Below are 19807 nucleotides of genomic sequence, written 5' to 3' on the forward strand. Positions count from 1 at the left end.
CTCCCTGCAGTTCCCTCACACTAACGGTTTCTTCCGGAACTGCCCGTCGGCAGTCGTGAACCGACCGCTGCTTATATGCTCCCCACAAGGTGCGGCCATGACACGGGAGGGGTGCGAGGTGGTTCTGCGTGAGGCACCGTCGATCGAACCCCACGGCAGCCGCGCATTGTCTGCCGCCGCGGACGACGACGTCGACCCCGCGGTGGCGCGCCGCAAGGAACTGCGCGCGTTCCTGGCATCGACTCCCGCCAAGCTCACCGCCCTCGGAGCCCTCCTGGTCCTGCTCACACTCGCGGCCGGGTTGGTGGCCGCCTCGACGGCGAACAGCAGGGAGGCCACCCTCGACAGTGTCCTCGCGGAGACCGAACCGTTGTCGTTCTCGGCGCAGAACCTCTACAGCGCCCTGTCCGTGGCGGATGCCGCGGCCACGACGGCGTTCATCTCCGGCGGTCTCGAACCTCCCGAACTCCGCGACACCTACGCGCAGGCGATCGGCACGGCCTCCGCCGACCTGGTGTACGCGTCGGGCGGTCTCGCGGCGAGCGACGTGGACAGCCGCCGTCTGCTGGCCTCCATCTCCAGCGACCTCAGCGTCTACGCCGGTCTCGTCGAGACCGCGCGGGCCAACAATCGCACCGGCCATCCCGTCGGCGCGGCCTACCTCAGCGAGGCGTCCACGCTGATGCAGACGAGCATGCTGCCGATGGCGCAGCAGTTGCACGCCCAGCAGGAGGCTGACGTCGCGGACACGCAGCGGGACTACTCTCGCCCGCCCTGGCTGGCGCTGATCCTGATTCTCGTCGCGCTCGTCGCGCTGCTCGTCGCGCAGATCGTCATCGCGAGACTCAGCCGGCGCACGTTCAATCTCGGGCTGATCGTGGCGTCGTCGTGCACCGCGATCCTCCTGGTGTGGATGCTGGTCGCCGGTCTGGTCTCCTCCGTCGACACCAAGCGGGCACTGACCGAGGGCGCCCGCCCGATGCACGAGTTGACCGCCGCCCGCATCCTGGCCCAGCAGGCGCGCACCGAGGAGACCCTCAAACTGGTCCGCCGCGACTCGAACGGTGACTACGACGCCGTCTTCGAGGACAAGTCCGGTCAGCTCGACACCCTGCTGTCGAGCTACCCCCACGACGGCGACCGCGCGGTCGGCCACGACGAGGTGGCGCGGGCGCAGGAGGCGTGGACGCTCTGGTCCTCGGCGCACGACCGCATGAACGAGATCCTCGCCGAGGGCGACTTCGCCTCGGCGGCAACAGTCGCCATCGGACCGGGACCGTCGGATTCCGCGGCGCAGTTCACCGCCGTCGACGACGCGCTCACCGACGGAATCGGCACCGCCCGCGACCGTCTGCGGTCGCATGTCGAATCCGCGGCCCGCGTGCTGACCGCGCTCGGTTCCGGTGCCCTCGTCCTGACGCTCATCGCGTTCGGCGGAATTATCATCGGATTGTGGCCTCGGTTGCGGGAATACCAGTGAGGGGGCGCAGGATCGCGCTGGCGCTGGTGGCGGCCACGTTGCTGATCGGCGGGTGCGCCGAGTCGAGTCCGGAGCACGTCGGATCGCCGAGCGTGTCGTACACCGAGCCCCCGCTACCCGCGGCCGCGACGCCGGCGCCCGAGACCAGCGCTGCGCCGCCGACTCCGGAGAAGGACTGCGGCGATCCCACCGCGAGCCTGCGCCCGTTCCCCGACGCCGACGCCGACGCCGCACCGCCGATGCCGACGGTCGACGCCATCCGCGCGCGGGGCCGTCTCGTCGTCGGCCTCGATACGGGCAGCAACCTGATGAGTTTCCGCGACCCGGCGACCGGCGCCATCCAGGGCTTCGACGTCGACATCGCCCGCGAGATCGCGCGGGACCTGTTCGGCGATCCCGACCGGCTCGAGTACCGCATCCTCACGTCGGCGAATCGTGAGAAGGCACTGCAGGAGTCGATGGTCGACATCGTGGCCAAGACGATGACCATCACCTGCGATCGGAAGGAACGGGTGGCGTTCTCCTCCGAGTACTTCGAGGCGCAGCAGCGGGTCCTCGTCGTGAAGGGCTCCCCGATCCGCAGAGCCGCCGACCTGGACGGCAAGCGGGTCTGCGTCGTCCGCGGCACGACGTCGCTGACACGGCTGCAGCAGGTGGCGCCCACCGCGGACATCCTGACGGTGCCCATGTGGTCGGATTGCCTGGTGGTCCTGCAACAACGGCAGGTCGATGCGGTGAGCACCGACGACACGATCCTCGCCGGCCTGGCGTCCCAGGACCCGTATCTCGAGATCGTCGGAGACAGCATGGGCGCCGAGCCGTACGGCGTCGGCATCACCAAGGCGAACGAGGACCTGGTGCGGTTCGTCAACGGCACGCTCGAACGGATCCGCCGCGACGGTACCTGGACCGGGATGTACGACCAGTGGCTGTCGATGCTGGGGCCGTCCCCCGCCCCGCCGTCCGCCGTGTACCAGGACTGAGGGGACACATGCCGCAACATTCGAAGAACCCGGAGTCCACCGACCCGGACATCGCCACCCAGGCCGCCGTCCGGGAGCCGGAAGAGGAGGCCACGCAGGCCGCGGTCCGGGAAGAACCGGACGAGGGTCCGGCCACCCAGGCGACGCCGACGTCCCGGCCGTCCGGCGCGTCCGGCACCGGCCGCTCGACGCGCTCACCGCGCACCCGGTCCGGGCGGCGCCTGCGACTCGGTGGCGGTCTCGTCGAGGTTCCCGTCGTGAAGACGCTCGACCCGGCGTCCGCCGTGATGACCGACCCGAAAGTCCCCGAGAGCAAGCGCTTCTGCTGGAAATGCAACAAACCGGTCGGCCGCACCAGTGCCACATCGGAGGGCTCCGAGTACGGTCTGTGCCCCTCGTGCGGAGCCACCTACGACTTCCGGCCGCTTCTCGGCCCGAACGAGCTGATCGGCGGCCAGTACGAGGTGCAGGGCTGCATCGCGCACGGCGGCCTCGGCTGGATCTACCTGGCCATCGATCGCAACGTCAGCGACCGGTGGGTGGTTCTCAAGGGCCTGTTGCACTTCGGCGACGCCGAGGCTCAGGCCGTGGCGGTCGCCGAACGCCAGTTCCTCGCCGAGGTGGCCCACCCGAGCATCGTGAAGATCTTCAACTTCGTGGAGCATCCCCGGTCGGACGGGACCCCGATGGGGTACATCGTCATGGAGTACGTGGGCGGTCACTCGCTGCGGGACGTCCTGTCGACGCACGAGAAGCCCGAGCGGATGCCGGTCGAGCAGGCCATCGCCTACGTGCTCGAAATCCTTCCCGCACTGGCGTATCTGCATTCCACCGGCCTGGTATACAACGACCTCAAACCGGACAACGTGATGGTCACCGAGGACGCCCTCAAATTGATCGACCTCGGGGCCGTCGCGGGCATCGAGGACTACGGCTACCTGTACGGCACACCCGGGTTTCAGGCGCCGGAGATCGTCAAGACGGGCCCGACCGTGGCGTCCGACATCTACACGGTGGGGCGCACACTCGCCGTCCTGACGCTCGACATGCCGTCCGACAAGGGCCGGTACCTCGACGGGATCCCGTCCCCCGAGCAGGCGCCGCTCCTCGCGGAATACGAGTTCTTCCACCGACTCCTGTTGCGCGCCACCGACCCCGATCCGAATCGGCGTTTCGCGTCCGCCGAGGAGATGGCGGGGCAGCTCACGGCAGTACTGCGGGAGGTGCTCGCGCAGCAGACCGGCGAGGAGCATCCCGGACTGTCGACCGTGTTCAGCAAGCAGAGAACGACGTTCGGCACGAACGAGGCCGTCGAGCAGACCGACGTGTACGTCGACGGCGTCGAACGGGACGAGAATCTCGATCCGCAGTCCGTGGCGCAGGCGTTGGCGGTGCCCCTGATCGACCCGACCGATCCCAACGCCCCACTCCTGGCCGCCGCGGTGCACAGCGAACCGCAGCAGACACTGGAGTCCATTCGGCACGCGCGCGAGAACGGTATCGAACGAGTCGTCGGTGAGCTGGACGTGTCGTTCTCCCGGGAACTCACGCTCGCCGAGATCAAGGCGCACCTCGATCTCGGTGACGCCGCCACCGCCACCGAACTCCTCCGCAACGTGGCGGGAGACATGGGCGGGAACTGGCGCGCCGACTGGTACGCCGGACTCGCGACGCTCATCGCCGGCGAGTACGAGACGGCGTTCTCCCGCTTCGAATCCGTGCTGAAGGCGATGCCCGGGGAGACGGCTCCCAAGCTTGCGCTGGCCGCCACCGCCGAACTGATTCTGCAGCACTGGGAGAGTTCCGATCCCCATCAGTGGCGGACGTTCGCCGAGAAGTACTACCGGACGGTGTGGCGGACCGACCACAGCATGGTGAGTGCGGCATTCGGGCTGGCGCGGCAACTCACCCAACGCGGCGACCTGCCCGGTGCCATCGCCGCCCTCGATCAGGTTCCCGCGACCTCCCGGCACTTCACCATGGCCCGGATGACGAGTGTGTTGATGCTGTTGTCCGGCAAGCCGATCGAGGAGATCGACGAAGCAGCCCTCCGGGAGGCTGCACTCCGTGTCGCCGCGCTCGCACCCGAGGAGAGCCGGGCACTGCAGATGCGCACGCTCGTACTGGGCACCGCACTGGACTGGATGCGTGCCGGTCACACGTCGGCGACCGAACGCGAACAGATCCTCGGTGTGCCGTTCACCGAACGGGGCCTCCGCAAGGGCGCCGAGGCCGGCCTGCGGGCGCTGGCCCGCAACGCCCCCGAGCGCACTCACCGGTACACGCTGGTGGATCTGGCCAACGCCATCCGGCCCAAGAGCCTGCTGTAACGCTCAGGCCCCGATCAGGTCCGCCGCGGCACGGGCGATCGCGAACTCCTCGTTGGTGGGCACGACCAGCACCTGCACGTCGGACTCGTCCGCCGAGATACGGCGTGCGTCCCGGGAATCCGCCCGATTGCGGTCGTCGTCGACGACGATGCCGAGCCGCCCCAGCCCGGCCAGGCTGTCGCAGCGGACGTCGACATTGTTCTCACCGACTCCCCCGGTGAACGTGATGACGTCGACATCACCCAGTTCCACCAGGTAGGCGCCGATGTACTTGCGGAGTCGGTGCACGTACACGTCGTACGCCAACGCCGCGGCCTCGTCACCCTCACCGACGAGCGTCAGGAGCGCCCGGAAGTCGTTGACCCCCGACAGGCCCTTGAGTCCGGAGTGCCGGTTCAGGAGGTCGTCGATCTGATCGACACCCATCCCGCTGCGGTGCAGGTGCAGGATGACACCGGGATCGACGTCCCCGGACCGGGTGCCCATGACGAGCCCCTCGAGCGGGGTCAGCCCCATGCTCGTGTCGACGGCCCGCCCCCCGCGGATCGCGGACGCCGAGGCGCCGTTCCCCAGGTGCAACACGATCTGGTTCAGCTCGGACAGGTCCCTGCCGAGGAACTCGGCCGCGCGCGCCGACACGTACTGGTGCGACGTGCCGTGGAAGCCGTACCGCCGGATGGAGTGCTCCTTCGCGACCTGCAGGTCGATCGCATACGTCGACGCCTCCGCGGGCAGGGTGTGGAAGAACGCGGTGTCGAACACCGCGACGTGCGGGATGTCCGGCAGCTCCTCCCGCGCCACCTCGATCCCGATCACATTCGCCGGATTGTGCAGCGGTGCAAGGTTCGAGAGATCCGAAATGGACTGCACCACCGCGTCGTCGATGATCGTGGGTTCGAAGAACACGTCGCCGCCGTGGACTATGCGATGACCGACCGCGACGATCCCGGCCTCCCTCAGCGGTCGGCCCACCTCGGCGACGATGTCCGACACCATCTTCAGCCCAACCCGGTGGTCGGCGATGTGAACGTGGCGCTCCGCCAATCCGGTGCGGTGGTGGTAGACGATGCGCCCCTCGGGTTCCCCGATCCTCTCGATGAGCCCGGACGCCGAGGCCTTACCGGTGTCCGGGTGGATCAGCTGGAACTTGATCGACGACGAACCGGAATTGACTACCAGTACGGACCCCTCGGTCACTGCTCTGCTCCCTGCGCCTGGATCGCGGTGATGGCCACGGTGTTCACGATGTCCTCGACCAGCGCCCCTCGCGACAGGTCGTTGACGGGTTTGTCGAGGCCCTGCAACACCGGTCCGACGGCGATCGCGCCGGCGCTGCGCTGCACGGCCTTGTACGTGTTGTTCCCGGTGTTGAGGTCGGGGAAGATGAAGACCGTCGCCTTCCCGGCCACCGCCGAATCGGGCATCTTCTTGTCGGCCACGCTCTGCTCGATGGCGGCGTCGTACTGAATGGGGCCCTCCACCAGCAGGTCCGGGCGACGCTCGCGGACGAGTTTCGTCGCGGAGCGCACCTTGTCGACGTCCGCGCCGCTGCCGGAGTCGCCGGTCGAATACGACAGCATCGCGATGCGCGGATCGATGCCGAACTGAGCCGCCGTCTGCGCCGAGGAGATCGCGATGTCGGCCAACTGTTCGGCGGTGGGGTCGGGCACCACCGCGCAGTCCCCGTACGCGAGCACCCGATCGGACAGGCACATCAGGAAGACACTCGACACCGTGGACACCCCCGGTTGCGTCTTGATGATCTCGAACGACGGCCGGATGGTGTGCGCCGTGGTGTGCGCGGCACCGGAAACCATGCCGTCCGCGATTCCCAAGTGCACCATCATGGTTCCGAAGTACGAGATGTCGCCCATCACCTCGCGGGCCCGCTCCACGGTCATGCCCTTGTGGGCGCGGAGCCGCGCGTACTCCTCGGCGAACGGCCCCGCATGGTCGGACGTCCGGGGGTCGAGAACCTGTGCGTCACCGAGGTCGACGCCGAGTTCCGCCGCGCGGCGCCGCACCTGCACCTCGTCGCCGAGAATGGTCAGAGCCGCCACCTGCCGCTGCAACAGTCTCCCAGCCGCGCGGAGGATGCGGTCGTCGTCGCCTTCCGGGAGCACGATGTGCTTGCGGTCGCGGCGGGCACGGTCGATCAGCTGGTATTCGAACATCTGCGGAGTCACCACCGAGGGGATCGGCAACTTCAACCGCTCCAGCAGGGTGGGTGCGTCCACCCGCAGTTCCATGACGCTCAGGGCGGTGTCGATCTTGCGCTGCGAACCGACCGCCACCCGGCCACGGGTCTGCGCGGCCGCACTGGCCGTGTCGAACGTGCCCAGTCCGGTGGTGAGGATCGGCAACCGCGGCTTCAGGCCGGCCATCAGCTTCGCGATCGCCGGGTGCGGCATCAGGCCACCGTTCATGATGATGCCCGCCAGCGACGGGAAACCTTCGGCCTCATGCGCATTCACCATCGCCAGTAGCACGTCGGAACGGTCGGCCGGGGCGATCACCACCGTGCCCTCGGTCAACCGTTCGAGAATGTGCTCCGCCGTCATTCCGCCCACCATCACCCGCAGCGCCTCGCGGTGGAGAAGCTCGGGGTCGCCGCTGAACAGGCTGCCGTCGATCGACTCGAGGAGTTCGGCCATGGTCGGTGCGACCAGCAGCGGGATCTCGGGCAGGCTCCACGCGGGCACACCGGTGGACGCCAACGCGGCGGTGACCGCATCGAGCTGATCCGGGTCGCAGCGGTTCGCGACCACAGCGAGCGGATGGGCGTGGTGAGAAGTCAGTTCACCGATCGCGAGATGGGCGAGTTGCGCGACCTCCTCGGGGGTGCGCCGGGCTCCCTTCACGGCGAGCAGCACGGGTGCGCCCAGGTTGGCGGCGATCCTCGCGTTGTAGCCGAGTTCGCTCGGGCTCGCTACGTCGGTGTAATCGCTGCCGATCACCACGACGGCGTCACACTGCGCCGCCACCTGGTGATACCGGGAGACGATCTCGCTGAGCGCTCCGTCGGGATCGGCGTGGACCTGCTCGTACGTGACCCCCAGGGACTCCTCGTAGCCGACGTCGGCCGTCGTGTGTTCGAGGAGCAGCTCGAGGATGTAATCGGGTTCCTGCGTCGATCGGGCGATGGGACGGAAGACGCCCACCCTCGCCGCGGACGCACACAGCATCTGCAGGACACCCAGCGCGATGGTGGACTTGCCGGTGTCCCCCTCCGGTGAGGCGATGTAGACGCTCGACGGCTGGGGACGTGCGGGCGGATTCACGGGTGAGGGTGTCGCTGGCGCAGCCATGGCCATAGCGTATCCGGCCGCCGCCGCCCGGCGATTGACACCGCACCCGCCCGGCGGTCAGATGACCTATGGCCGAATCACCCTTCCCCGACGTCCGGTGGGGCAGCGAGAACAGCTTCCTCCGCGAACCCGCCGCGAAATTTGCCGCCACCCGACCCGGATCGTGGGTGATCCGGAATCTCGCCGGAGTCGACCGCCGGCTCCTCCAGAAGAGCAGAGGACGCTTCACGATCCTCGGTCCGATCGCCGCACCGGTGGTCCTGCTGACGACGACGGGTCGTAAGTCGGGCGCACCGCGGACGAGCCCGCTCCTGTACTACCGCGAGGGACAGCAGATCTTCGTCGTGGGCAGCAACTTCGGGCAGGATCACCACCCGGCGTGGTCGGGGAACCTCCTCGCCCAGCCGGACGCGAAGGTCACAATCGGAGGGAAGGACATCCCCGTCACCGCGACCCTCCTCGCCGAACCGGAGCGGACACGGATCTACCGCGAATTCGACGAGATGGTGCGCGTCTACGGCGTCTACGAGCACCGAACGAACCGCACGATGCGGGTGTTCGCTCTCACCGCGTCGTGAGCCGAGCGCCGTGCCGGGGCCGGGAGCGGTGGGGCCGCCGACCGGTAATGGTGCCCGGTCGGGGTGCCGAGGTCGATGAGGTGGGTGCGGCCGGGGTTGCGTACGGGGCGGGCGGACCATCCGTCGCCTTCATTCGCGTGGTTGCATGCCTCGCAAAGGCCGGACCCGTTGTCCGCCGTCGTGGCACCGGATTCTCGGTGTGAGCGGATGTGGTCGTGGTGCCGGATCGGCGCATCGCACCACGGCGTGCGGCAGGTGCGGTCCCGGAGGTCGATCAGCTTTCGCAGGCTCTTCGGGAACGTGCGCGACTGCGACTCCATCGCCGTCAACGCCCCCGACTGTGGGCACGCGTACACCCGCTGAAGCGTCGTCTCGGTGTCACTGTCGACGGCGGCGGCCACCAACTGCCGGGCAATTCCCGCGGGTGCGGCCGCCGCTGTTGCCGGTGGCGATCAGACTGTCGGCATCCCGACCCAGCGTGGCCTGCACACACACCGCTTGCTCCACCGGCATCAACACACTCAGGTAGGCCATCGAGTCCGGCGCCAGCCGTGTCGTGACCCGACGCTCCGACACCGCCTTGCGGTGCCGGGCCACGACCGCTGCGGCATCGAGTTCGACGGCCAACGCTTTCGCGCGTGCGATCAGACCGCGGTCGCCGACCCCGTCGAGAGTGGCCGGGTCCGAACACAACCGGCGGTCCACGATCGCCCGATCCGCAGCCGACAGGCAGGCCGTTTCGCGCACCAACAACGTCGCTCGCCGGCCGGTCCGCAACATCGCCAGGGTGTGCGGCATCTCGTGCACCAACGCCTGCGCGAAACCCAGATGCCGACCACCACGGTTCGGGGACTCCTTGCGCGCCAACGCAATCTGCGAGGCAATGCCGCGGTCCCACTCCACCCGCGGCAACCCCCGAGCCCTGCGATCCGCACGGATACACGTGGCGACGCCATCGGTGATCACCGCCTGCACCGCACACCCGACCGACTTCAACACCTCGAGCGCATCGAGCCACTCGATCCCCAACCCCGCATCCCCGTCAGCAGACACCACCGGCAACCGCGCCGCGAACGCACGCACCTCATCCAGATCCGGCGCCATCGATTCCCCCACAACCAATCCTCCCCCAAGGTCGTTCGAATGCATGTTCGACTCTAGCAACAGTTCGTGAACAATGGCAATAGCCGCACGCCGATAAAAGTGCGTGCAGCACAGGACCGTACGGCGCTATACAAGAGATCGCGCACGCCTGCGCCGAGGAATGGAGAAGTAGTTGCCCACGAATGCCGCACCGGATCCGATGACCCTGCACCCTGTTTCGGGTCAGCCTCGGGTGGTCCTGCTCAAACCTCTGATCGAGAACCCGCTGATCGTGGTCGGGGAGTACAGCTACTACGACGACCCCGAGTTCGCGGACGAGTTCGAAACGCGCAATGTCCTGCACCATTACGGGCCGGACCGGCTGATCATCGGCAAGTTCTGCGCATTCGCGACCGGGACGACGTTCATCATGAACGGCGCGAATCATCGAATGAGCGGAGTCTCGACCTTCCCGTTTCCGATCATCGGAGGGTCGTGGGCCGAGCATTCCGATCTACTCGCCGACCTACCGTCGCGCGGCGACACCGTCGTCGGCAACGACGTGTGGATCGGAGGCAACGCGACGATCATGCCCGGCGTCCGCATCGGGCACGGTGCGATCGTGTCGACCGGTTCGGTAGTGACGCGGGACGTGCCGGACTATGCGGTCGTGGGCGGGAATCCGGCCGTCCACATCAAGGACCGCTATTCGAAAACCGAGATCGCCGCGCTGGTGCGGATCGCGTGGTGGGACTGGCCGATCTCCATCGTTACCGAACATGTGCGGACCATCGCCGCAGGCACCGTCGAGCAACTTCAGGATGTCGCCGACGGACTCGGCTGAATCAGCCGCGCGCCGCCTGCGGTGCTTCGAGGTCGAGTTCGCCGTCGTCGGCGAATACGAGGCGTCCGTCGTCGAGAGCGACGGCCCAGCGGTGCACGGGCGCCCAATCACGTCCGAGCAGTCCCTCCGACTGGGACAGGTCCGCGAAATCCTCGATCACGACACCGGGCGCGGGAGCATCGGAGTCGCGGCGGACCCGGACGCGAGCGCCGACGACGACGTCGGGGCTGTGGGGCTGGGCGGCACTCTTCTGATCAGACATGGGTTCATTCCGCTTTCTGCAGGGTGATGCCGGGGCAAGGGATCATCCGGGCCCGCTGCCGAGAACTCACTACAGACGATCGGCAAATTTTGAGCAAGCCTTGCGTCGGAGTTGTGGGGATCATCACCGAGGCCTTGACGTACGCAGAACGACCCGACTTTTGTCCACTGTTTGTACACCAGAGGCATTGACGTCAAGAGACTTCTTCGACATGATTAGGTGTAACTGCCGGTCACACTGACATGGAGGAATTTCATGGCACGCTCGACGCTCGATATCCGCAATCCGAAGATCACGGATCGCCAGGACACCGGCGCCCGGCTCCTCCAGTCCTCCGCCCGCATGTCGTACGACCCGACGGTCGAGGTGGACTGGGACGCGCCCGTCCCCGACGACCTGTACGGCCTCACCCCCGAGTGGTCCTCGCTGTACGGCACGCCGATGTGGGACGAGATGACGTTCGAGCAGCAGATCACGCTGACGAAGCATGAGGTGTCCTCGATCATGGGCACCGGAATCTGGTTCGAGATGATCCTCCAGCAGATGGTCATCCGGGACATGTACGCCAAGGACGCGTCGCAGGCCCACTTCCAGTTCGCGCTGACCGAGGTAGCCGACGAGTGCAGGCACTCGGTGATGTTCGCTCGCACCGCCGAGAAGTTCGGTTGCCCCTCCTACGTTCCACGCAAGTCGGTGGTCACGCTGGGTCGCGGGTTCAAGGCGCTCGCCTCGGGGGAGGTCGCGTACGCCGGCATTCTCGTCGCCGAGGAGATCCTCGACGTCATGCAGCGCGACTGGATGAAGGACACACGCGTCCAGCCGATCGTCCGCGTCACCAGCAAGATTCACGTGGTCGAAGAAGCCCGGCACATGCGCTTCGCCCGGGAGGAGACCCTGCGACGGGCCCAGGGCATGAGCAAGGCGCACCGTGCTGCGAGCCGCGCCTGCATCGCGATCGCGTCCAATCTGATCGTCTCCAGCATGATCAATCCCGCCGTCTACGCGGCAGCCGGACTTGACACCGAACGCGCGCTCCGCGAGGCGAAGAACAACCGATTCCGGGCCGAGAAGATTCGCGAGAGTTCGCAGCCGCTCATGCGGTTCCTGGACGACGCCGACCTGCTGGGCGGTCCTTCCCGGCACCTCTACAAGCGTGTGAACATGCTCTGAGGCGCTCCGCACCCGTGCGCCTTTCTGGTAGCACCCACTACCAAAAAGGCGCACGGGCGGCGAAGCCGCCTACCCCCGCAACCGCGGCGCCAGATCCCGCTCGAAGAGTTCCAGGAACCGCTTCTGGTCGTGGCCCGGAGCGTGGAAGACCAGGTGGTTCAACCCGGCATCGAGATACGGGCGGATCTGCGCCACCGCCTCATCCGGATCCGACGCCACGATCCACCGCTTCGCCACCTGCTCGATCGGCAACGCATCCGCCGCCTTCTCCATCTCGATCGGATCATCGATCGAATGCTTCTGCTCCGGCGTCAACGACAACGGCGCCCAGAACCGCGTGTTCTCCAGCGCCAACTCCGGATCCGTGTCGTACGAAATCTTGATCTCGATCATCTTGTCGATCTCCGCCACATCACGGCCGGCCTTCGCCGCCCCCTCCGCGACCGCTGGCATCAACTTTTCCGTGTACAACTCCATGCCCTTACCGGACGTGCAGATGAACCCGTCGCCGCTCCGACCGGCGTATCGGGCCACCACCGGACCACCGGCCGCGATGTACACCGGAATCCCACCCTCGGGCACGTCGTAGATCGACGCCCCCTTCGTGGTGTAGTACTCACCCTCGAAGTCGACCCGGTCGCCGAGCCACAGCTCACGCATCAACCGGACCGCCTCCCGCAGCCGCGCGAACCGCTCCTTGAACTCCGGCCACTCCCCCGCAAAGCCTGTCGCGATCTCGTTGAGCGCCTCACCGGTACCCACGCCGAGCATGATCCGCCCCGGGTACAGACACCCCATCGTCGCGAACGCCTGCGCTACCACCGCCGGGTTGTACCGGAACGTCGGCGTCATCACCGACGTCCCCAACTGCAACCGCTCCGTGCGCTCCCCCACCGCCGTCATCCACGCCAACGAGAACGGCGCATGACCGCCCTCGTGCCGCCACGGCTGGAAATGATCCGACACGGTCGCCGAATCCATACCGTGTGCCTCCGCCAGAACACCCAGCTCCACCAACTCCCGCGGACCGAACTGCTCCGCGGACGCCTTGTAACCGAGCTTGAGTTCGTGGGCCACCGTGTACTCCTTCGTCTTCACGTCCGGTTCGCGAGATGCAAACCTCTTCTGCAGGTTAGAGCGCGGCCACCAGGCTGGCGAGCGCCGCTCCCAGTGCCACCACCGTCAGTGTCACCGCGAACAGCCACAACTCGTGAGGCGGCGGCATCGGTGCGCCGTCGCGCAGGGCCTTCTCGACCTGCGACCACCGCCGCATGCCGACGAGGGCGGCTGCCGCGGCGAGGCCGATCAGGATCAGGCCGAGGGTCGTCCGCACCCACCCGGTGCTGAATTCGGGGACCAGGTGGATCATCGCGATGCCACCGGCCAGGAGTGCGAGCGAACTCCGCATCCAGGCGAGGAATGTCCGCTCGCTTGCGAGGGTGAAACGTTCGTCGGGCCGGTCGTTGTCGGTCACCGAATCATCTTTACACCGGTTCACGGGAACCGCACCAAGCAGGTCCCCCGCAGTTCTAGATTGGAAGGGCAGGCCACAGCCAGGGGGCGTCCATGCGACCGTTCGAAGCTCTGCGATCCGCGTTCTCTCTGCGTGTGCTGGCGGTGATGTTGCTGGTCGTTTCCGGGTGGGCGGCGCTCGGCCCGCCGTCGGTTTCGGCGGAGCCCCGCATCACCAGGGTGGACGTGTATTCGGAGTCGATGGGCCGGTGGGTGGCCAACGACGTCATCTCTCCCGCATCGGGCGGTCCGGCGCCGACCTTCTACCTGCTCACCGGTATCGGTGGCGGGTCGGACGGGATCTCCTGGTTCAACAACACCGGTGTGCGGGACTTCTTCGCCGACAAGCACGTCAACGTGGTAATGCCGATCGGCGGCCAGTACAGCATGTACACCGACTGGGATGCCGACGACCCGGTCCTCGGCCGGAACAAGTGGCAGACGTACCTGACGAGTGAACTCCCCGCAGCCATCGACAGCCGATTCGAGACCACCGGGGCGAACGCCATCGGCGGGGTGTCGATGGCGGGCGGCGCGGTACTCGACCTCGCCATTCAGGCTCCGGGTTTCTATCGGGCCGTCGGCTCGTACAGCGGGTGTGCCGCGACGAGCGGACTGCTGGGTCAGGCGATGGTGCGGTCGATGGTGGAACTGCGGGGCGGCGGCAATGCGGCCAACATGTGGGGCTCCGCCATGGATCCGCGATGGCGGGTACACGACCCGATGCTGAATGCCGAACGACTGCGCGGCACAGAATTGTTCGTCTCGAGCGGCAACGGGCTTCCCGGCAGCATCGACAACCACGACCCCGTGCTGGTGGTGCCCCAGACGATCGGCGGCAGCGTCGTCGAGATGGTGACCAACGTGTGTGCGGCCGCGTTCCAGTCGCGGCTGCACTCGCTGGGGATTCCCGCCACGTTCGCCTACGTCTCGCAGGGCACGCATTCGTGGGGGCTGTTCGAGACCGAGTTACGGGAGTCCTGGCCCGTCATCGGCAGTGCGATCGGGGCGTGACCCCAGGGAGTGTTCCAGGATCGGCCCGATGACCGCGAGGGCTTCCGGCGTGGTCATCCGCAGGTGGTCGCATTCCACCTTGTGCTCGACGATCACGCCGGTGATCGCGGGCTGCCAGACGCTCGGCGACGGCCGTTCGCCTTCCTCCCCGTCGGCGGACTGCGCGGCGCTGAAGAACACCAGGTCGCCGTCGAACACCCGCGGCCGGTATCCGGTGGAGATCTGCTTCGAGTTCTCCAGGCCGGTGCTGATGCGACCGAGGAGGGTCGACGCGAACGCGGGGTCGCGGCCGAAGGATCGTCCGAGCACCTCGACCAGCTGCTCGCGGTACGACGTGCCGCCCTCGCCCGCACCCTCGAACTCGACACCCAGCCCGTGCAGCCACTCCTCGGCGTTCACCTCGAGGTCACCGAAGTTTTCGCCCTCCGCGACGTAGCTGTCCATCATCGCGAGCGTGCCGACCTCGGCGCCGGACTCGCGGAGTTCGACGGCGACGGCCTGGGCGATGACACCGCCGAGGGACCAGCCCAGCAGGTGGTAGGGCCCCTCGGGCTGCACTGCGCGCATCTCGACCACGTACCGGTGGGCGAGCTGCTCCATCGACTCGAACGTCGTTCCGCCGCTGAGGATCGGCAGCTGCAGCCCGTACACCGGACGGTCGGGTGAGACGTACTTCATCAGTCCGGCGTATCCCAGCGCGAGTCCGCCCGCCGGGTGCACGCAGAACAGCGCGGGTTGCGCACCGGAAGACCGGAACGGAACGACGACGTTCAGCACGTCGTCCGCCGGCATGCTTCCGAGCGCCGACGGGTCGACGATGCGGCGGGCCAGGCCCTCCGGCGTGGGGTTGCGGAAAATCCACTGCAGGACGACGTCGGTGCCGAGCCGGTCGCGGAGCGCGGACGCCACCCGGGTCGCGACGAGCGAGTTCCCGCCCAGTTCGAAGAAGTCGTCGTCGGCCCCGACGCGGTCGATGCCGAGGACGTCGGCGAAGACCTCCGCCACCGCCTCCTCGACCGGGGTGGCGGGTGCCCGGAACTCTCTGGGCGCGAGCACCGGTGCGGGTAGCGCTCGCCGGTCCAGCTTGCCGGTGCGGCCGACGGGCAGCCGGTCGAGCACCACCAGCTGGGTGGGCACCATGTACGGGGCGAGATGGGATCCGGCGTATCGGAGCACCTCGGCGGTGTCGATGCTCGCACCGGCTTCGGCGGTCACGTATCCCACCAGCCGGTCGCCGGTGCCGCTGTGCACGGTGACCGCCGCGCGGCCGACGCCGTCGCAGCGGGCCAGCACCGATTCGATCTCGCCGAGTTCCACCCGCTGGCCCCGGATCTTCACCTGGAAGTCGTTGCGTCCCACATACTCCAGCCTGCCGACCTCGCTCCACCGCACGAGGTCGCCGGTCCGGTACATGCGGGAGCCGGGTTCGCCGAACGGGTTCGCCACGAAGGACGCGGCCGTCAGCGCCGACCGCCGGTGGTAGCCGCGCGCGAGCCCCGGCCCCGCGACGCACAGTTCCCCGATCACGCCCACCGGAACGGGCTGCAACCACGTGTTCACCACGATCACCTCGACGCCCCGCCCGGGGCCTCCGACGTTCACCGGTTCGTCGGGGGACAGCACCTCGCTGATCGTCGTCTGGACCGTGGCCTCGGCCGGGCCGTACCCGTTGAAGACGAAGCGCCCCGGGGTCCAGCGGTCCGCCAACTCGGGGGGGAACCGTTCGCCCCCCATCGCGAGTATCCGCAGGGAGGGGAGGTCCTCGGGGCGGAGGGTGTCCAGGATCGTGGGTGTGAAGAAGGCGTGCGTGACGTGCTCGGCCTCGAGCAGTTCGGCCAGTTCCCTTCCCCCGAAGATTCTCGGCGGCACGATCACCAGAGTCGCGCCGACGGCGAACGCCATCAGCAGTTCGAACACGGACGCGTCGAAATTCGGCGACGCCAGGTGCGACACCCGGGCACCGTGCATCGACGCGAACCGTTCCCGTTCCTCCACAGCGAGATTCGCGAGACCGCCGTGCGTGATCACGACGCCCTTCGGTGTTCCCGTCGATCCCGATGTGTAGAGCAGGAACGCGGCGTGCTCGACTCTCAGCGGACGCAGACGGTCGGCGTCGGTCACCGGGTCGCTCGAGTACCCGTTCGCCACGTCGGGATCGTCGAGCAGCAGCCACGGCACCACCCCGGGCAACCGGTCACGGTGCTCCGTCACCGTCAACCCGAGCACCGCACCCGAATCCTCGAGCATGCCGCCGGTGCGCGCGGGCGGCAGGGCGGGATCGACCGGCACGTAGGCCGCCCCCGATTTCGCGACCGCCCACACCGACAGCACCCATTCGATCGATCGCGGCACGCCGATCGCGACGAAGGAGTCCGGGCCGGCACCGCGACGGATCAGCGCCCTGGCCAGCCGGTTCGACCGCTCGTCGAGTTCCCGGTACGACACGGTGACGCCGTCGCACGACACCGCGGTGGCCCCCGGGGCGAGCGCGGCGCCCGCGGTGAGGACGTCCGGGAGGGTGCGTTCCGCGACCGCGGGGAAGCCTCGCATGGGCACGAGTTCGTCCCGTTCGAGGGCGTCGAGGATCTCGAGGTCGCCGACCCTGATCGACGAATCGGACACGGCCGCATCGAGCATCCGGACGAACCGGTCGGCCAGGCCGGCGACGGTTTCGGCGTCGAAAAGGTCGGTGGCGTAGGTGAAACCGGCGGTGATGCCTGCCGGCGTTCCGTCGTCCGTGTACTCCTCGGACAAAGTCAGTTGCAGGTCGAACCTGGCGATCGTGGCACCGAGGTCGATGCCCTCGACCTCGACGCCGGGCAGCGAAAGGTCGGGGCGCTCGACGTTCTGGAACTCGAGCAGCACCTGGAACAGCGGTGAATGTGCCGTCGAGCGGGGCGGATCGAGCGCTTCGACGACCTTCTCGAACGGCACCTCGGCGTGGGCGTACGCACCGAGATCGACGTCGCGCACCTGTTCGAGCAGTTCGGAGAACCGGCTCGCGTCGGAGACGACGGTCCGCAGCACCACGGTGTTGACGAACATCCCGACGACGTCGTCGAGTGCGGCCTCGCCGCGCCCGGCCACCGGGGTGCCGACGGCGATGTCCTCGGTACCGGACATCCTCGCGAGGAAGGCGGCCAGGGCGGCGTGCGCGACCATGAACACGGTCGACTGGTGCGCCGACGCCGTCGCCAGCAGCCGGCGGTGCAGGCCGGCCTCGATCTCGAATCCGACCCTGCTCCCGTCGGGTGTGCGTTCCATCGACCGCGGGCGGTCGGAGGGCAGGTCCAGGGCGGCGGGGAGACCGGCGAGCGTGGTGCGCCAGTAGTCCAGTTGCTGCGACACCATCGACTGCGGATCGTCTTCCGATCCGAGGAGTTGACGCTGCCAGAGCGTGAAATCGGCATACTGGACTGTCGGCGGGTGCCACTCCGGGGCGTGCCCGGCCGCCCGCGCGGTGTAGGCCACCATCATGTCGCGTGCGAGCGGGACCATCGACACGCCGTCCGCGACGATGTGGTGGACCACGACCAACAGCACCCGGTCGGTGTGGGAGGTCTCGAATACGGCTGCCCGCAAGGGGATCTGCCCGGTGACGTCGAACCCTTCCGAGACAGCCGCCGCCAGCCGTTCCCGCAACTCCTCGTCGCTCGACACGGTCGTGACAGGCAGGTCCGGCATCGAATCCGCAGCGGAGAGGATCACCTGCACCGGTTCGTCGCCGGCCATCGGGAATCGGGTTCGGAGCGATTCGTGGCGCTCCACCACATCGGTCATCGCGGCCCGCAGTGCGTCGAGGTCGAGTGCGCCGGTGAGCCGGAACGCCATGGCGATGTTGTAGGCGGGCGAAGAGGTGTCGAACTGGTTGAGGAACCACATGCGGGTCTGGGCCAGGGACAGGGGAATACGCTCGGGGCGCGGCGCTGCCCGCAACTCCGGCCGGTGCGTCAGCACTCCGGCTTTCGCCGCGCGCTCCGCGAACCCGGCCACGGTGGGCGCCTCGAACAGGGCGTGCACGCCGACGTCGACGCCGAGAGCGGCATCGACCCGTGCGACGACCCGGGTGGCCGACAGCGAATCTCCGCCCAACCGGAAGAAGTCGTCGTCGGCACCGACGCGGTCGACACCGAGGACGTCGCCGTACACTTCGGCGACGACGGCCTCGAACGGGGTTGCCGGAGAACGGAATCGGCGCACCGGAGCGTCCGGTGCGGGGAGTGCGGCACGATCCAACTTCCCACTCGCCGTCACCGGCAACTCCCCCAACACCACCACCACCGACGGCACCACACCCCCCGGCAACACCGACCCCGCAAACTCCACCACCACACCCGGATCCACCCGCACCCCCACCTCCGGCACCACATACCCCACCAACCGACCACCCTCACCCACCACCACCACCGCAGCCGCCACCCCCGGACACCGCCCCAACACCGACTCCACCTCCCCCAACTCCACCCGCTGCCCCCGCACCTTCACCTGAAAATCAGCCCGCCCCACAAACACCAACGACCCCAACCCATCCCACCGCACCAAATCCCCCGTCCGATACAACCGCGAACCCACACCCCCGAACGGATCCGCCACAAACGACCCCGCCGTCAACCCCGCCCGCCCCAAATACCCCCGCGCCAACCCCGCACCCCCCACATACAACTCCCCCACCACACCCACCGGCACCGGCCGCAACCACCCATCCAGCACCACCACCTCCACCCCCACCGCCGGACCACCCACCGTCACCACACCCCCCGCCACCAACGCATCACTCACCGTCGCCTGAACCGTCACCTCCGTCGGCCCATACGCATCGAACAACTCCCGCCCCGGCGCCCACCGCGCCACCAACTCCGGCCCCAACACCTCCCCCGCCACCACCAACACCCGCACCGACCCCAACGCCCCCTCCTCCACCGTCGCCAACACCGACGGCGTCACAAAACAATGCGTCACCCCATTGACCGCCAACCACTCCCCCAACGCCGCACCCCCGAACACCCCCGGCGGCGCCACCACCAACCGCGCCCCCACCGAAAACGCCATCAACCACTCGTACACCGACGCATCAAAACTCGGCGACGCCACATGCGACACCCGACACCCCGACCACAAACCAAACCGAACCCGCACCTCCTCAACCAAATTCGCCAACCCCCCATGCGTCACCACCACCCCCTTCGGACGCCCCGTCGACCCCGACGTATACATCACATACGCCGCACACCCACCCACCAACC

At 68.0% G+C, this 19807-nt stretch carries 13 protein-coding genes and 1 pseudogene; 7 read left to right on the forward strand and 7 right to left on the reverse strand.

Features of this window, described 5'->3' with window-relative positions:
- Positions 1 to 118: 118 nt before the first annotated feature.
- The 3 genes from QM693_RS31645 to QM693_RS31655 are packed head-to-tail and all read left to right on the forward strand — an operon-like array spanning position 119 to position 4793.
- On the forward strand, positions 119 to 1480 hold the full coding sequence (locus QM693_RS31645; protein WP_502942688.1) for a GlnX family signal transduction membrane protein: 1362 nt from the start codon (positions 119 to 121) through the stop codon (positions 1478 to 1480).
- Complete coding sequence (locus QM693_RS31650; RefSeq protein WP_283354303.1) at positions 1477 to 2463, forward strand: glutamate ABC transporter substrate-binding protein; 987 nt, start codon at positions 1477 to 1479, stop codon at positions 2461 to 2463. Before QM693_RS31645 ends, QM693_RS31650 begins: the two co-directional genes overlap by 4 nt.
- Positions 2464 to 2471: 8 nt before the next feature.
- Complete coding sequence (locus tag QM693_RS31655; protein WP_283354304.1) at positions 2472 to 4793, forward strand: serine/threonine-protein kinase; 2322 nt, start codon at positions 2472 to 2474, stop codon at positions 4791 to 4793.
- Positions 4794 to 4796: 3 nt separating this feature from the next.
- Here QM693_RS31655 and QM693_RS31660 read toward each other — a convergent pair whose 3' ends face one another.
- Positions 4797 to 5990 (reverse strand): acetate kinase, encoded by a 1194-nt coding sequence (locus QM693_RS31660; RefSeq protein WP_283354305.1) that lies wholly within the window; start codon positions 5988 to 5990, stop codon positions 4797 to 4799.
- Positions 5987 to 8107 (reverse strand): phosphate acetyltransferase, encoded by a 2121-nt coding sequence (pta, locus tag QM693_RS31665; RefSeq protein WP_283336668.1) that lies wholly within the window; start codon positions 8105 to 8107, stop codon positions 5987 to 5989. Before pta ends, QM693_RS31660 begins: the two co-directional genes overlap by 4 nt.
- A gap of 62 nt (positions 8108 to 8169) precedes the next feature.
- Between pta and QM693_RS31670 the strand changes: the two genes are divergently transcribed.
- Entirely contained in the window at positions 8170 to 8679 is a 510-nt protein-coding gene (locus tag QM693_RS31670) for a nitroreductase/quinone reductase family protein (RefSeq protein WP_283354306.1), read from the forward strand.
- Here QM693_RS31670 and QM693_RS31675 read toward each other — a convergent pair.
- A pseudogene (locus QM693_RS31675) lies at positions 8625 to 9795 on the reverse strand (HNH endonuclease). The gene QM693_RS31670 and the pseudogene QM693_RS31675 overlap by 55 nt on opposite strands.
- Positions 9796 to 9982: 187 nt before the next feature.
- On the opposite strand from QM693_RS31675, the gene QM693_RS31680 reads away from it, so the two are divergent.
- Positions 9983 to 10606 carry a CatB-related O-acetyltransferase gene (locus tag QM693_RS31680; protein ID WP_502942689.1) on the forward strand — a complete coding sequence of 208 codons (624 nt, stop codon included), beginning with the start codon at positions 9983 to 9985 and terminating at the stop codon, positions 10604 to 10606.
- 1 nt (position 10607) lies between these two features.
- Here QM693_RS31680 and QM693_RS31685 read toward each other — a convergent pair whose 3' ends face one another.
- On the reverse strand, positions 10608 to 10868 hold the full coding sequence (locus tag QM693_RS31685; RefSeq protein WP_283336665.1) for a hypothetical protein: 261 nt from the start codon (positions 10866 to 10868) through the stop codon (positions 10608 to 10610).
- A 255-nt stretch (positions 10869 to 11123) separates the two neighbouring features.
- Here QM693_RS31685 and QM693_RS31690 point away from each other — a divergent pair, with 255 nt between their 5' ends.
- A complete protein-coding gene (locus QM693_RS31690) occupies positions 11124 to 12038 on the forward strand; it encodes an AurF N-oxygenase family protein (RefSeq protein ID WP_283336664.1) in 915 nt (304 codons plus the stop codon).
- Between the two features lie 69 nt (positions 12039 to 12107).
- Here the strand turns inward: QM693_RS31690 and fgd are convergent, their stop codons facing one another.
- Positions 12108 to 13115: a glucose-6-phosphate dehydrogenase (coenzyme-F420) gene (gene fgd / locus QM693_RS31695; RefSeq protein ID WP_283354308.1), complete on the reverse strand. Its 1008-nt coding sequence runs from the start codon at positions 13113 to 13115 to the stop codon at positions 12108 to 12110.
- 55 nt (positions 13116 to 13170) lie between these two features.
- Entirely contained in the window at positions 13171 to 13512 is a 342-nt protein-coding gene (locus QM693_RS31700) for a YidH family protein (RefSeq protein ID WP_005264833.1), read from the reverse strand.
- Between the two features lie 92 nt (positions 13513 to 13604).
- Between QM693_RS31700 and QM693_RS31705 the strand changes: the two genes are divergently transcribed.
- A complete protein-coding gene (locus QM693_RS31705) occupies positions 13605 to 14564 on the forward strand; it encodes an alpha/beta hydrolase (protein ID WP_283354309.1) in 960 nt (319 codons plus the stop codon).
- Here the strand turns inward: QM693_RS31705 and QM693_RS31710 are convergent.
- On the reverse strand, positions 14520 to 19807 hold a 5288-nt coding region (locus QM693_RS31710; protein WP_349307529.1), incomplete at its 5' end, for a non-ribosomal peptide synthetase. The two genes, QM693_RS31705 and QM693_RS31710, sit on opposite strands and share 45 nt — an antisense overlap.

Source organism: Rhodococcus sp. IEGM 1305 (assembly GCF_030058635.1).
In the GTDB taxonomy this organism is placed as follows: Bacteria; Actinomycetota; Actinomycetes; order Mycobacteriales; family Mycobacteriaceae; genus Rhodococcus_F; species Rhodococcus_F opacus_D.